Genomic DNA, 14,289 nt, shown 5'->3' on the forward strand with positions numbered 1-14,289 from the left:
GCATGAATATTATGGTAGAATCCATAAAAACACCTGATTAAACAAACTCAGGAATTAACCACAAACACTCAAGCGTTCCAGGTTTTTTACGAAAATATCTGGTTGCAGCCCTCGAACAGAGTTAGAAAACCCGGTTTCTCACCGTTGGGAGTGCGATCGCCACTGCATGAGTTGAGCAAGGAAAAATCTACCAGCAAAAGGTCGATCGCCCAAAAATGCGTAATTCCTAAAACTTTCAGTTGGCTTCTATGTTGCAGACTAATAAGTAATTCAAATAAATATTGCTAAAGTAGTTCAAAGGCAAAAAATAAGAGTAATCTATAAAGTATCCCAAGCCACAGAAGAGAGGCGGATTTTATGAATCTTTATAAATCTGTTGTAAACGCAATGCGTTACGTTTCGGAAGGAGCCTCGCGGATATTTAGACGGAGCGATGACGATTATCCCAACAGTGGCGTTCAGCCTTTTGAAGGTACGCCATCTAAAGGCTCTAAACGGGAAAGATGAGCAGCCGATCGGGGATTTTATAGCGATGCAGGCAAAGGCATTCTGTTGAAGTGAGAAAAACCGATCGCCTCAAATAACTTTAACAAGAATGGCAATTTATGCCATCGCTTTTAAAATTCTTCAATTTGCCCCAGCTAAACTTTGTTTAGCTGGGGTTTTGCAACAAAGTGAGCAACGGCTAAAAATGCCCAATTCCAATACCCAATTTACAAAAACTGATTCAGAAAAAAGGCGATCGCAGCACTGCTGATCGGCACTGTCAAATTGTCAATTCCCCACTTAGAAACCGATTCTAAACTAGCAGCAACCAAAGCCACAACGGCAGACACCGCCAAAGTTTGCCAAATATTGCCTTGAACCGCCAGCAAAATCAAACTGCTAACAGCAAAACTCACCAAATACATAGTTGCAGAACCTTCCCAACTCTTCTGCATTCCCCAAACTCGATAAATATGTTTGCCGTATTTCTGACCGATGACAGCAGCCAATCCGTCGCCCCAAGTCATCACTAAAATGCCCAAAGCAGCGTATTCCTGACGTTCCAGCGGCCAAAACCAAGCTACGAGAACGCTGATACTAACAGCATAGAAAAAAGTCCCCATACTCTTCCGGTTGATACTGTTAAGACTGGGCAAAATCGGAACTTGGTAGGAAATTAAGGCGATCGCACCTGCTAAAATTCCCGCCGAAATCCCCACCCAACCGGGTATTTCCAGCCACCACGCCAGCAAAATCACGTTCCCAGTACCGATGTGCACCACCTTCCGCGATACCTCAGCATCGACAGAAGTAAAGCGATTTAAGCCCTCAGCTACCAGTAAAATCAAGCCCAGCCAGACTCCCACGAGGGAAATTTGCAGCCACACAGTCGGAACTTCAGCAAATATAGACACGATATTTAGGAAAAACTTATTTACATCAGGCACTGTTTACTACTTTAGTGGAAAGCGCGATCGCTCTGTTCGGTGTTGGCAGGATTTTCTACCGTCACTACGGTATAATTTACTCGCTCTCCTGTGCTCGGCTTTGGAGATAAAGTGAGTTAGTCTAATCAAATTAGTCGTTTGAAGTTTTGAGAGGCTCAGAGAATCTGATTACTATGCAGTATGTCTTAATTATTCATGAAGTAGAAAACTATGAAGCTTGGAAACAGGTATTTGATAATGCTGAAAGCATCCGAAAAGAAGCTGGCGAGCGCTCCTATCAAGTCTTGAAGTATCACAATGAACCAAACAAAATTGTTCATTTCTCCGCGTGGACATCAATCGCAGATGCTAGGGCGTTTTTTGAGTCGCCTAGACTGGTTAAAATTAGAGAGGAAGCGGGAGTTAAAGCTCCTGAGTTTATTTATCTAGACCAATTAGACTCAGGAGTATTGTAAAAGACCTATTTGTATAATGTAAGTTGTTCAAACTATGTGGTTAAGTTTTGAGTATGTACGACGGTAGCTACTACCAGCTAATGGCTGAGTACAATTGCTGGATGAATCAAAAAATATATTCTGTCTGCTCGGCAATTCCTGATGAACAGCGCAAACAGGATATGGGTGCCTTTTTTAAGTCTATTCATGGCACTTTGAATCACTTACTGTATGGTGACAAAGCATGGATGGGTCGTTTCACTCTTCAGCCATTTTCGGTAACTGTTATCGGTCAAGAACTGTATGCTGATTTTGATGTTTTGAGAGCGGAACGGGAGATAATGGATCGGCAAATTATAGAATGGTCTACAAACCTTAATTCTGACTGGTTGAGTCAACCGTTTGAGTACACAAGCAATGTAGATGGTAAATGCCGCGTGCTACCAACTTGGATTCTGGTGACACATATGTTCAATCATCAAACTCACCATAGAGGACAAATTACCACACTGCTCAAACAACTTGGCTACGACTCAGGCGTTACAGATATTCCGTGGCTACCCACTATATCATTCGGATAATTTCTGCTTGTAAAACGACACGCCAGAAAACTGGGCGGTTAAAACCTGCTCTACACTTGCCTCTGGTTCCAGCAGAGGGAGACTGAATAAAATCAATAATTTAAACCTGTTGAGGTGGATTTTGTCTGTATAAACGTGATTTTAACCGCCGACTCTTCAACTCTTGCCTTGCGGGTTTTCTATGTATAGGTGCGGTTTCAACCGCCGAATATTCTGTCGAAATCCTACGCTTTCACAACTCCCGTTTCAACAACTTTCGTACAGCCGCAAAAGCCCTTGGACGCAACTCGACGGGCAGCAGCGACAATCCCAAACCCGCCCACATTTTCGCCTCAGAAACTGACTTTCCAGATCGCACCATCAGGCGCCCTTTTGCAGTTTCACCAACCTCAATCAGCCGCAAACCCAGCGCTAATTGAGTTTCGGCAATCCTTTTGAGCCTGACTGTTTCCAACTTCTCGGAATCAAATTCGTAGCCGGTCAAATAGCGCAATTTATCACTCAAATACGGAATTGCCCGATCGACTCCTTGCTGTCCTGCATGAACTCGATACTCCATCAACAGCTCAGGCAAGTAATAGCATTTTTTGCCCGCAATCGCAAGTCTGACAAACAAATCGTTATCTTCGCAATTTTGCCAATTCGGCCGCAGAAATCCCACTTCTTCCAGTGCGCGGCGGCGAAACAAAGTTGCCCCTATTTGCAAACTTTGTCTCACAAAAACTGTGGAGAGCAAATCTTCAATAATTCCAGCCGACAACTCAGTGCGGCCCCACCGCTGCGAATTGAGTTTCGTCTGATTTTCGTCAATATAATTGTTAATGTCGATCACCCAGTGATCGGTACTGACAAAATCGATGCTGGGGTCTTTATCTAAAATAGCAGATGTGCGCTCTAGAAATTGCGCGCTCAGGCGATCGTCATCGTCAAACTTGATAAAATATTCGCCCCTTGCTGCCGCAAAGCCCGATCGCATATTATTACTCTTGCCGATATTCTGCGGGTGGCGAATGTAGCGAATCCCGCGATCGACAAATTCCGACATTAACAGCGGAGTGCTGTCAGTTGAGCCGTCATCGCAGACAATTAATTCAAAATCTGTATAAGTTTGATCTAGCACGCTGGCGATCGCACAAGCCAGCAGATGCACTCGATTGCAAGTAGGAATGCAAACGCTAATTTTCGGCACTAACTTAGACCATTTTAGATTTTAGATTTTAGATTTTAGATTGCGGACAAATGAAGACAATCATTGATTTTATTGTATTTTTAATATCTCCTAGATAACTAAACCCTTCTCTCCTAGATAACTAAACCCTTCTTACTTCTTCCTTCTTACTTCTTACTTCCTCCTTCTTCCTTCTTCCTTCTTCCTTCTTCCTTCTTCCTTCTTCCTTCTCTCCACAGTTGATTTTAACTCAAACGAGCTGTACATTCAAGAATTAACTTTTGATTCACCAAAGCAAAGGGTTGAATTTCCAAAGCGCGGCGAAAAGCTTGAATAGCATTTATGTATTCTCCCAAGGCAGCGTAGCACAAACCCAGACCGTGCAGCGCTCCAAAATGAACCGGGTTCAGTTTGAGGACGGTTTCGCAGTCCTGGATCGACTTTATATAATTTCCTTGGGTATAGTGAAGTACGGCGCGCCGGTTCCAAGCTTCAGCAAAATCAGGTGCTTCGGAGATCAGTTGTGTCAGCAAATCCAAAGCTTGGGGAACATCGCCTGCATCTATCGAAAGTTGCGATCGCCTGAGAATTTGCATCCCATACTCACCCTTCTGGTTAAACCAAGTGCGCCAGAGTTCTGTAGTTGCCCGATCGCGCACGCTTTCATCGGGCTTTTTCAAGTCTTCGAGCAGCGCCTTGACAGATAATTCGTCCATAGGTGCGAGGATTGTTAAAAAGGTTTTATCAATCAATTTTATCGCGCAAGCGGCAACTTTATTTATCCCACATCCCATGAAGATTTTGATGCTTTCCTCGACTTTTCCCTATCCGCCAAGCCGCGGAGGAACTCAGGTAAGGACGTTTAATTTATTGCAATACTTGAGCCAGCGGCATGACGTAATTCTCGGCACTGTGCGATCGCCCGATGTCACCGACTCACAAATCGACGCATTGCGCCAGCAAGTTGCAGAATTGGCAGTTTTTCCCAACCCGCGATTACCCCCCCAACCCCCCCTTGTCAAAGGGGGGCTAACTCTGCACCAGGGGCTTGAGGAGGGCTTCTTTCCTCCCCCCCTTATTAAGGGGGGGACTGAGGGGGGGTTCTCTGAAATAATAGGAAAGTTCCAGAGATTCAGTAGATTTTTGCAGTCGGGAACACCTCCCAACGTACTCTCAAGCTACTCGCAAGCAATGCAGAATTGGGCAGACGAATTGGTAACAGCAGGCAAATGCGATGCTGTCACCTGCGAACACAGCGTTAACGAGATTTACGTGCGTCCAGAATGGCGGCAAAAAGTGCTGACAGTGGCAAACATTCACAGTTCCGTTTGGGGAACTTGCAGGGAAATGTTAGCAACCGGCACCTCCGAAAAACCCCTGCGCGAGCGACTGAATTTACCGCTACTCGCCCGCTACGAAAAACGCTACTGTTCCAAATTTTCCCGCCTTGTCGCGACAACATCCACAGACAGAGAGCAACTCCTAGAATTGCTTTCGCCTCCGGTTCGGGTGCGAGGAAAACAAGATTTTTTTGTACCTCCCATTGATGTAATTCCTAACGGCGTGGATTTAACTCAATTTCCGTATCGGTCGATCGATCCGGGAGGACACACCTTAATTTTTGCAGGCGCAATGAACAATTTGCCCAATATTGACGCGGCGAGGTTTCTGAGTTTGCAAATACTGCCGCCTTTGCAGCAGCGCTATCCCGATGCTACCCTCACCTTAGTAGGGGCTTCGCCAGTCCCGGAAGTGCTCGCCTTGGGGAAACTTCCGGGAATTCAAGTAGTAGGCCGGGTGCAAAGGGTGGCAGAATATTTGCATCAGGTTGCTGTTTGTGTGGTGCCGATGCGGATTGGTTTTGGAATTAAAAATAAAACTTTGGAGGCGATGGCGGCGGGAACCCCCGTGGTTGCTAGCGATCGAGGTTTGGAGGGTTTAGCCGTCGATGGCGGCCCACAACTGATAAGGGCCTTGCGGGCCAACAAAGTTCAGGAGTATGTTGAGGCGATTACGAGTTTGTTTGAAAATCAGCAGCTAAGACAGGATATCTCTGCCAGTGCGCGATCGCTGGTTGAAAGCCACTACACCTGGGATATCATAGGTCGGCAGTACGATCGGCTATTGCAATTTTAAACTCTAAATTCTAAAATCTAAATTCTAAAATGGGACGATGGAACACAAAATTAACCCCTCAAAAAATCGAGCCAAACCCCCAGAAAATAGCAAAGTTGCTCCTCCTCCGACAAGACGCCGCCGCCAAACCAGGCGCCCCAAAAATCTTAAAGAGTCCCAGATTCCAATACCTACTCCCCGAACTCGCGCCAGATATCCCTGGAAAAGACTGGTAGCTAATTTGACAGCCCTCAGCGTCTTGTGTGGCTGTGCAGCTTTGATGGGAGGCGGCGCTTGGCTGAGTTATCAGCTAATTGTCGATCCCAACGGTAACAAGTTGATCTCTCAGTTTGTGCCGGAATGGTCGCGTCTGCCTACAGGTAGCAGAGATTCCATCCAAACTCTCGATCAAATCAAAGCCAGCGTCCGCAAATTGGGATTCGTAACCGGAGAACCCCTCCCGCTTCCCGTCGCTCAATCCGGCGATAACTATATTTCCGATTTGCTATTGCCGGTGATGGTAGAAAGAACTGTTAAGGCTTCTACTGTTTGCAAAAATCCTTGCCGTCAAATTGTCGAACTTCGGGTGTACAAGCGGGTGCAGTTTGCCGATCGCAGTTCCGATAAAGAGCAGTATTTTCAGCTAGCAAGTTCTGTGAATGTAGAAGGCCCTGCGGAATCTTTTGTCATTGCTTCTTTAGCTGACTCTACATCTGACAATCAAGCCTCCAATCAGTCGTTACCCCTAACAGAACTGCGCCGCTTTGACGGAAAGCCCCCCGCCTCGGGCATTTGGTTTAATGTCAGCGGTAAACTAATGCGGGGCGACAAGAAAATTCCCTACGGACAAGTCGTTCGCTACAACCCCAGCCAAAATCATTTAATCTCGCTGTTGGATTGGGCGAGTGCGGCCGGACAACCGCCGAATTGGCAGCAAATTGTTAAGGGTTCAAATCCGCAGTTGGCGATCGACCAAACAGTTGGTTTAGAGCCGCAATTTACCCTTTATCAAATTGGCCCGCGCAAATTTTTGCCGAACCCAGTTCAGTTAACGGCGATTTCTTTAGAAGAGTTTGCCTTCAATGACGAGACTTACAAAAACGGGCTGCGACTTGCCAAAAGCGGGCTGTGGTCTCCAGCATTAAATGTCATGCGTGTGGCGAAGGGGAAAGCAGGCAAAAATTGGCCCGCTGTCGCGCAAGCTCAGCTAGAAACGATCGAATTTCACGCTAAAATTACTCGGGCTCAGGCGATCGCATCTTGGGCCAGTCCCGGTCAACAAGTTCTCGCAGAATTGATCGACGGCCGCTGGAGCGAAGCTTTGCAAGTATTTGAAGCCGATCCGAGCAACAGTCACGAAATTGCCACAACCCTCAAAAATGACGGCGGGCGGATCTGGAACCGCATAGACGCCGCCTTGAGAGTGAATGCCGCTGACGCCGATGTCAAGGCTTGGGGCGCCCTGATTGTAGCGTCTCAAGACGGAACTCGCGAGGCGATGAATTGGCTCGACCAGCAATCAGATACTGACAGCGAAACAAGAAGTCGAATTCGGAATTTGGTCAACAAACTTGAGGAAGCAGTTTCTCAGGCTGAAAATCTAGAAGACCACAAAAGTCAAATTATGGGTTCTGCCACTTTAATTAGCAGTGTCAATCCCGCTGAGTGGCTGGAACCAGAACCGAACAACGAGTTAAAATTGGCGGGAGAACAAGTTTGGTATCAGGTGCAAGTAGCGAGTTTTTACGACGGTAGCCGTTGGGTTAATTCGCCCTTTTCAGATGTAGAAGTGCGCTCTTTTCCTGCTACTCAAGTCAAGTGGCTCTGGGGGCGGCTGGGCTTGCAGGCTGACCCCAAGATTAAGATTGAGGTAGCGATGGCTAACGGTCAACAAAGAGTTGCTGTGGGAACGGTGAAAGCAGTGCAGATTCAAGACGGAAGTCTGCGCTTGCTGGCGGCGGTTGACAAGCGATCGTGATCTGGCAGAAAGCATTCGGCAGAGAAAACAGCCCCGAACCCACTCTCGACACCAAGAAACCGGGTTTTTTTACCGTTTCTGCCGATTGCAACAGAAGTATTTTCGTAAAAAAACCCGGTTTCCTGCCACCCATGCGTCCAAAACTAGAAAGAAGGAAAATGCTTTCTTCTCCGCCTCCCGCAACTCCGAAAGAGGCGCAATCTCAAAACTCTTCCCCTCCCTGTTATCGCTCTCGGACAACAATGCAGACAAAAATTTTGTTAATTTAATTAACACAACTTGCGCAAAAAAACCCCAGAGATGTCAAATCGCGCCCTTTTTAGAGAGTGCTGCAATCATCTGCCGTTTCACGGCTTTAGCCCAAAGCTCAAACTCCAAACTGTTGATATTGTTAATTTTCACTTCCTCAACAGGCTGAGGTTGGGCTTTTTTCTGTGCTGTAGTCTCCATTCTTTTTTCCTCGTCCAAAAATTGTTAATAGTCGATCGCAAACGATGAGCATCATATATCTATTTTATGAACAAATTCCTGCGATTAATTACACTAAAGGCAGAGAATTACACCATAAAATGCAGTAAATACATTGAGATAATGCAATTTCCGAATTTAATGTTAAAAAATCCTACAACCCTTGCTATATATAGGCTTTTCCTGACATTAAAATCTTACAATTTACATTGCCTGACACTATCAAAGCAATAGTTATGTTAGTAAACTTATTTTTCAATGGATGTATTGACATATACAGCAGATAATAATTTAAGTGAATTCACATAGTGCCGTAAAGCCGATCGCCCGCATCTCCCAGTCCCGGTACAATATAGCCGTGCTCGTCCAAACGCTCGTCAACAGCAGCCGTATAAATCTGCACGTCAGGGTGCTGTTCGTGAAAGTGCTTAAGTCCCTCCGGTGCCGCCAGCAAGCACAAAAATTTAATAGACTTGGGATTAACTTCTTTCAGCCTATCCACTGCCGCGACTGCTGAATTACCAGTAGCCAGCATCGGATCGACAATTAAAACATCTCGCTGTTCGATATCCTGTGGAACTTTGAAATAATATTCGATCGCCATCCGAGTTGTCGGATCGCGGTACAAACCAATATGTCCTACCCTCGCTGACGGAATCAGTTCTAAAATACTATCTAAAAGTCCCTGGCCGGCGCGCATAATCGAAATAATGACCATGTTCTTTTCCGCAGCCAGCATCGGTGCATTCATTTTGGCGATCGGCGTTTCTATTTCTTCGTATTTTAGCGGCAAATCTCGCGTCACTTCATAAGCTAGCAGCATCCCAATCTCTTTCAGCAGTTGGCGAAATTTCGCCGTGCTCGTTTGAGTTTGCCGCATTAGAGTTAACTTGTGCTGTATCAAAGGATGGTCTATGACAGTAACTTTAGCACTCATTTTTTTGAACAATTAATTTGCTTTATTCTAACTTATCAGTCATCGAACCCTTCTTGACGCAAAAAAACCCGGTTTATGGCCGCCCCTGCGTCCAGGACTACTTATATAAAACCCGTATAGAAAACACGAATACCGAGGGAATAAAATTCGCTTGTACACTTATCTTTTTTCCGCGCAGCGCGACACTAAGTATGCGAGGTTTGAAAATAAACAAATATCTCATTCTCTGGTTTCCTCTCCTTCCGGCCCTCTTCCTGGGAACGCATATCCAGGTCCAAAAGCCTCCCGACTGGTCTCGCTCGCTGTCTCGCGCTTCGTTCAAGTCTGTTAACACAGATCCGGAGTTTCCCACGGAAATCTTCCAGAACTTTTAGGAGCAGACATGAATCTTAGAAAGTATCAGCAGAAAACCTATTTTTTCGATAAATTCACTAATCGAAAAAACCTGAAGAGGAACTGCACATGAGGTCATAAGCTTGGCTTGACTGGCTTTTCATCTTTTCACATGAAGGCGGCTCAATCCAAGTTGAAAGAAGCTTATCTAAATTTAGCTTCAATTTTTTAGGGTGCTCCTAACACACAACTTAACTTATTAAGGAGAACATCCATGAAGTTTGTAAAACTATTGCTAGCTACGGCATTAATGACTGCTTCTATCAGCCCCGCCTTTGCTAATCCGGCAGTTCAAATTTTAGGTGCAAGCTACGGCGGTAGCGGTTGTCCAGATCGCTCCGCCAGCGTCAGCGTCAGCCCCGACGGTCAAGAACTCACCATCCTATTTGACAAGTTTGCAGCCCTGGGAAATGTCTCAACAGAAAGCCGGAAAAGCTGCAATCTGAGCATTCCCATCAAAGTACCCCAAGGCTACCAAATTTCTATCTACGATGCTGATTATCGCGGCTACGTGGCTCCTAAAACCACAGGCAACCTGCGAGCAGAATACTTTTTCGCTGGAGCCCGCGGCCCAGTTTTTAATCGGAATCTCAGCGGCGAAACTAACTACAATGTTCGAGATAGCTTAGCCACTGTAGCTAATGTTTGGTCTCGCTGCGGCGACAGTGTAAATATGCGAGTAAATGCTGCGATGACCGCCCGCGGTGCCGGTATGGCAACCGTTGACTCCTTCGATTTGGCTCATCGCGGTTTAGTTTATCACGTCAAATATCGCACTTGCCGCTAAGCAGCTTGTGGGGAGTGTAGTGTGAGGAATAGTTTTCAGGTTTGAATTTTGAATTTTGAGTTTTAAGTTGGAAGAGTGGATAATTTTCCCTCTTCCTTCTTCCTTTTTCCCTCTTCCCTCTTCCCTCTTCCCTCTTCCTTCTTCCTGACATCCGTTATAGAATCCGTTGCCGAACTTCCCTCTTCCCTCTTCCTTCTTCCCTCTTCCTTCTTCCTTCTTCCTTCTTCCCTCTTCCTTCTTCCCTCTTCCTTCTTCCTTCTTCCTTCTTCCCTCTTCCTTCTTCCTTTTTCCCTCTAAAACACAGTGCCGTCACTTTCAATCTGAATTGGCGGCACTCCACCAGCCCTCAATTCGGCCGCAATTTTCCGCCCCGCCGCCCAAGTTCCTCCTTGCAAAATCTTCACCAGCGGCAATTGATCCGCACTCAAATGCAGCTTTTCGCGAATAGCTGCGGCCAATTTATCTAAAAGATTGACAGTGAGCGATCGCCATTCTACTATAACTTCCGAACCCGGCAAGTAACTCTGCTCAAAAATAGCCGAATCTTTTGCCTGCAGCAGTCCGATATCCAAACACAAACCGCCGTTTCGGTACTCCGGCAATCCCGTTAACTCATCCAATCCAGTCACTTCTAAACCCATTTCTTGCAGCGGTTCCAACAGCGAATAAGTCAACCACTGCGATAGTTTGTGAAACGGCACGAATTCATCTCCCAGATTTTCTCCTGTTAAGGCTCGATGCTGCCAAACATCGCCTAAATTAACGCCACCAATTGCATATCTTCCCGGCCAAATTTCCCCAAAACCTGTCAAAACAGCGCTCAATACATCAGCAGCATTCACTGTTTTGGATACTGAAACCCGACTGTCGAGCAAGTATTTTGCCAAATTGCCGGGACGCGGGTTTTCGCTGCCAAATAATAATGGATGCTGGCAAATCGCCTTTCCCAAACGCTGCAATAATTCTAATCTGCCTGTTAAACCAACTAGCGGATTGTCTCGACTTACCTGAAATCCAGCAGCTAAGGTTTCTAGTTTTAATTGAGAAAGTCCGCGATAATCAGCTTGCCAAGGAAAATCGGGATTGCTGGAAAAAACACCTTGACAAAACATCCGCAAGCTGGCTATTGCTAAGCCTTCAGAACGGCGGTAAATCTGTCCGGTTTCAGGTTCGCAATACTGCCATTCTGCACCAGCACCGGCATCGAGCAAAACGCTGACAATTGCTAAATCAAATTTTATCTTAGCTTGGTCTATGAGCGAAAATTGTGCTAAAGCTGCATCCAATTCTGCGAGTCGCGACAGGTTGCCGGCTTCAAAATGCCGCCAGCGACTGTGAAAGGGAATGTTAAAATCGGGATACTGTTCCCGCGTTGTCTCAATTACATAATTTGCTGCTTTGTCGAGTTGGGATAAATCGACGTGGAAGTAGCGGAGTTTGTCAAGGCGGGCTAAATCAAAAAGCCGATCGCACTTTTGGCGAATAGCAGCCGGCGTTCTCAGATATTCTACAGTCTCAAGTTCAATATTGTGCAACTTCATGCAACCAAACACCGATAAACATCGTTTTCTTGAAAAAAGTCAAACTGACTGTAATCTAAAAGATTATCTAAAATCGCATTTTTATCGATTTTGATCAGCTTATATTCCCACTTCGACCCGCTGACTTCGCGTTTTATTTGATCGGAAACTATGACTGAATTTCTTTCTCTACCCGGAGTTACTATTTTACTTAAATCTTCCAGCCTGTCCGCTATGTTAATATCTTTTCCGTAAGTGCAAGACCTAAATATATATAAATTTCCCTTAGCCACTCCCACCGACAAGCCGCAAGGTATTTGATTGGCCTGAATAAAAAGTTTCCAATTCTCGCACAAACTTTCCATTGCCGCTAAGGCTGAGTGAGATTCTGGGAAAGTCAACAAATGCGAATCCCCAACAATACTCCGAATTGTACCGCCGTATTCTTCGCAAATTGTTTTTTCAAAAGTATCAAAGTTGGTGAGTAAATATTCAACGTCTTTGATAGAATTAGATTCTTGATAACCAATAAAACCTCTCAAATCTGCTTTAATTATTGCTTGATTTTTTATGATTCGCGTTTTGTAACTTTGGTCAACTTTGTAGACTTTTTCAGGTTCGCTCATCCCTTTCAAAGAAAACTCGTTGACAAAAGACGTTTGCACTTCTGCTTTGTTGAGCGCCAGCCATGCTGCTTGGGACAAATATATTTCATCTGGCGGAGTTACTGATTCTATGCGCGCTGTTAAATTCACCGTATCGCCAAAGATATCTTTATCTTGATGCAAGACATCTCCTAATGTAATCGACACGCGGATAGCCAATCGTTCGTCGTTCGCCTTGCTAGATTGCTGCGCTCTCAATTCTTGCTGCATTTCTATGGCTGCTACAGCCGCTGCTGTGACGCTGGGAAAAATTATCCAAAATGAATCACCTTCCCCTTTGATCACGCTGCCTTCATTTCTGGTGCTAATATCTGAAACAAAATTTTTATGCTCGTTTAACAAACTACTTAAGTCCGACTGAGATAATTTTTTGACTCTGACGGTATATCCGCAAATATCTGTTTTTACGATCACAGTAGAACGCAAATTAGCCATAACCTACCCTGACTGATCAAAAACCAGCAATAAATTTTATTTAGCAAAGACGCAATTGTTCGCGCCCGATCGATCGCGTCTTTGCCCTCTCAATCTCCTAAATCGCGTCCGATCGCTTCTGCAAGAATTGTAGCATCTGGCACAGGGTCTGGCGTGTAGTAGCCGGCGGCTTTTTTGGCGATGATTTCGACTTGTGCGTCTGCGGGAATCCAATCTTCAGGAATGGGGATGCGATGGACCACCTGAATTCCAGAATTGATAATCGCATTGTATTTCATGTCGCTCATAGAAACTAAACTGTCAATGCGAGAGATCCCCAACCAGTGCAGCACGTCTGGCATTAGTTCTTGAAACCGCATATCTTGAACTCCCGCCACGCATTCAGTGCGCGTAAAATAGGCATCAGCGCGATCGCCGCCTTGCTGCCGTTTTCTGGCATTGTACACCAAAAACTTAGTCACTTCCCCCAAAGCTCTCCCTTCCTTGCGGAAGTAAACTATTACCCCTGAACCGCCCGATTGTGCCGTTTGGATACAAATTTCAATCCCGTGTACCAAATAAGGGCGGCAAGTGCAGATATCCGAACTGAAGACATCTGAACCGTTGCATTCATCGTGTACCCTTACCGCCAACTGCTTGTCGGAGTCAGAAATATTCGCGACATCGCCAATGATATAAACCGTAGTTCCGCCAATTGGCGGCAAGAAAACGTGCAAGTCCGGCCGCGTCACTAAGTCCGAGAACATTCCGCCTGTTTGCTCGAACAAGACACGGCGAAGAACGCTTTCTTGGGCACCGATCCGCCTAGCAATTCCCGGCAAATACCATACCGGGTCGATCGCAATTTTAGTGACTGCTAAATTGCCGCCTGGTTTGACTATTTTGCCATCAATTTGCACCCGCCCCTTAGCAATAGCATCTTGCAACTCCGGCATATTAATGTGAGCTTTAGTGACAGCAATTGTCGGTCGAATATCGTATCCCTGCTGTAAAAATGAAGTATAAATTTCGCTGACCAAACCTCCAAAGGGATCGAGAGAAACAATCAAATTGCGATCGCCCCAACTCGGGTGTGGCCCGATGTGTGCCGCCGGAGATGTGTTGGTAAAATCGGGGCGGTGATCTGCTTGGAGTGCGCCGGAAGCAACTGCTAGCGCTCGATAAACAGAGTAGGAACCCGAATGAGTGCCGATCGCATTTCGGTGAGACGATTTGCTGAGGCTACCAATAACAGGTCCCCGTTTCACGGGATCGATTTCTCCCCAGTAAATGGGATGAGGTTTTGTGCCGGATCTGTCGGGATGGGATGTTAAAACTATATGCTTCGGTTTTGACACAGTTTTTTTTTTCTCTTGCTATGGATGCTGCTGTTGGT

15 protein-coding genes are annotated in these 14,289 nt (G+C 45.8%); 6 read left to right on the forward strand and 9 right to left on the reverse strand.

The genetic code is table 11. From position 1 onward, the window contains the following. Positions 1–357: 357 nt before the first annotated feature. A complete protein-coding gene (locus QUA54_RS25225; RefSeq protein ID WP_333340951.1) occupies positions 358–507 on the forward strand; it encodes an isochorismate synthase in 150 nt (49 codons plus the stop codon). A gap of 206 nt (positions 508–713) precedes the next feature. Here QUA54_RS25225 and QUA54_RS25230 read toward each other — a convergent pair whose 3' ends face one another. Continuing rightward, entirely contained in the window at positions 714–1,400 is a 687-nt protein-coding gene (locus tag QUA54_RS25230) for a diacylglycerol/polyprenol kinase family protein (RefSeq protein WP_333416795.1), read from the reverse strand. Positions 1,401–1,606: 206 nt separating this feature from the next. Here QUA54_RS25230 and QUA54_RS25235 point away from each other — a divergent pair, with 206 nt between their 5' ends. After that, positions 1,607–1,888: an antibiotic biosynthesis monooxygenase gene (locus QUA54_RS25235; protein ID WP_333416796.1), complete on the forward strand. Its 282-nt coding sequence runs from the start codon at positions 1,607–1,609 to the stop codon at positions 1,886–1,888. Positions 1,889–1,941: 53 nt separating this feature from the next. Further along, a complete protein-coding gene (locus QUA54_RS25240) occupies positions 1,942–2,448 on the forward strand; it encodes a DinB family protein (RefSeq protein WP_333416798.1) in 507 nt (168 codons plus the stop codon). Between the two features lie 232 nt (positions 2,449–2,680). On the opposite strand, the gene QUA54_RS25245 is transcribed toward QUA54_RS25240, so the two are convergent. Together QUA54_RS25245 and QUA54_RS25250 are read right to left on the reverse strand one after the other, a co-directional pair. Next, positions 2,681–3,637, reverse strand: coding sequence for a glycosyltransferase (locus tag QUA54_RS25245; RefSeq protein WP_333416799.1), 957 nt, complete (start codon positions 3,635–3,637; stop codon positions 2,681–2,683). A gap of 224 nt (positions 3,638–3,861) precedes the next feature. Further along, positions 3,862–4,332, reverse strand: a complete 471-nt coding sequence (locus QUA54_RS25250) for a tetratricopeptide repeat protein (RefSeq protein ID WP_172192967.1) — start codon at positions 4,330–4,332, stop codon at positions 3,862–3,864. Positions 4,333–4,408: 76 nt separating this feature from the next. On the opposite strand from QUA54_RS25250, the gene QUA54_RS25255 reads away from it, so the two are divergent. Beyond that, positions 4,409–5,752 (forward strand): glycosyltransferase family 4 protein, encoded by a 1,344-nt coding sequence (locus tag QUA54_RS25255; protein ID WP_333416801.1) that lies wholly within the window; start codon positions 4,409–4,411, stop codon positions 5,750–5,752. A 37-nt stretch (positions 5,753–5,789) separates the two neighbouring features. After that, a complete protein-coding gene (locus tag QUA54_RS25260; protein ID WP_333416802.1) occupies positions 5,790–7,709 on the forward strand; it encodes a hypothetical protein in 1,920 nt (639 codons plus the stop codon). A gap of 303 nt (positions 7,710–8,012) precedes the next feature. Here the strand turns inward: QUA54_RS25260 and QUA54_RS25265 are convergent, their stop codons facing one another. Continuing rightward, positions 8,013–8,159, reverse strand: a complete 147-nt coding sequence (locus tag QUA54_RS25265; protein WP_172192973.1) for a hypothetical protein — start codon at positions 8,157–8,159, stop codon at positions 8,013–8,015. A 319-nt stretch (positions 8,160–8,478) separates the two neighbouring features. Next, the gene (gene upp, locus QUA54_RS25270) at positions 8,479–9,114 is read right to left on the reverse strand and encodes a uracil phosphoribosyltransferase (RefSeq protein WP_333416804.1); all 636 of its coding nucleotides are present in this window, start codon (positions 9,112–9,114) and stop codon (positions 8,479–8,481) included. Positions 9,115–9,721: 607 nt separating this feature from the next. On the opposite strand from upp, the gene QUA54_RS25275 reads away from it, so the two are divergent. Then, positions 9,722–10,294, forward strand: coding sequence for a DUF4360 domain-containing protein (locus QUA54_RS25275; RefSeq protein WP_333198668.1), 573 nt, complete (start codon positions 9,722–9,724; stop codon positions 10,292–10,294). Positions 10,295–10,448: 154 nt separating this feature from the next. Here QUA54_RS25275 and QUA54_RS25280 read toward each other — a convergent pair whose 3' ends face one another. The 4 genes from QUA54_RS25280 to QUA54_RS25295 all read right to left on the reverse strand — a co-directional run bounded on the left by QUA54_RS25280 (position 10,449) and on the right by QUA54_RS25295 (position 14,251). Further along, positions 10,449–10,607 (reverse strand): hypothetical protein, encoded by a 159-nt coding sequence (locus tag QUA54_RS25280; protein WP_333416805.1) that lies wholly within the window; start codon positions 10,605–10,607, stop codon positions 10,449–10,451. After that, complete coding sequence (locus QUA54_RS25285; protein WP_333416806.1) at positions 10,588–11,835, reverse strand: URC4/urg3 family protein; 1,248 nt, start codon at positions 11,833–11,835, stop codon at positions 10,588–10,590. The genes QUA54_RS25280 and QUA54_RS25285 overlap by 20 nt, the downstream gene beginning before the upstream one ends. After that, positions 11,832–12,914: an adenylate/guanylate cyclase domain-containing protein gene (locus tag QUA54_RS25290; protein ID WP_172192872.1), complete on the reverse strand. Its 1,083-nt coding sequence runs from the start codon at positions 12,912–12,914 to the stop codon at positions 11,832–11,834. The genes QUA54_RS25285 and QUA54_RS25290 overlap by 4 nt, the downstream gene beginning before the upstream one ends. Positions 12,915–13,003: 89 nt before the next feature. Beyond that, entirely contained in the window at positions 13,004–14,251 is a 1,248-nt protein-coding gene (locus QUA54_RS25295; RefSeq protein ID WP_333416807.1) for a GTP cyclohydrolase II, read from the reverse strand. Between the last annotated feature and the right edge of the window lie 38 nt (positions 14,252–14,289).

Source organism: Microcoleus sp. MOSTC5 (assembly GCF_036701825.1).
Taxonomy (GTDB): domain Bacteria; phylum Cyanobacteriota; class Cyanobacteriia; order Cyanobacteriales; family Microcoleaceae; genus Microcoleus; species Microcoleus asticus.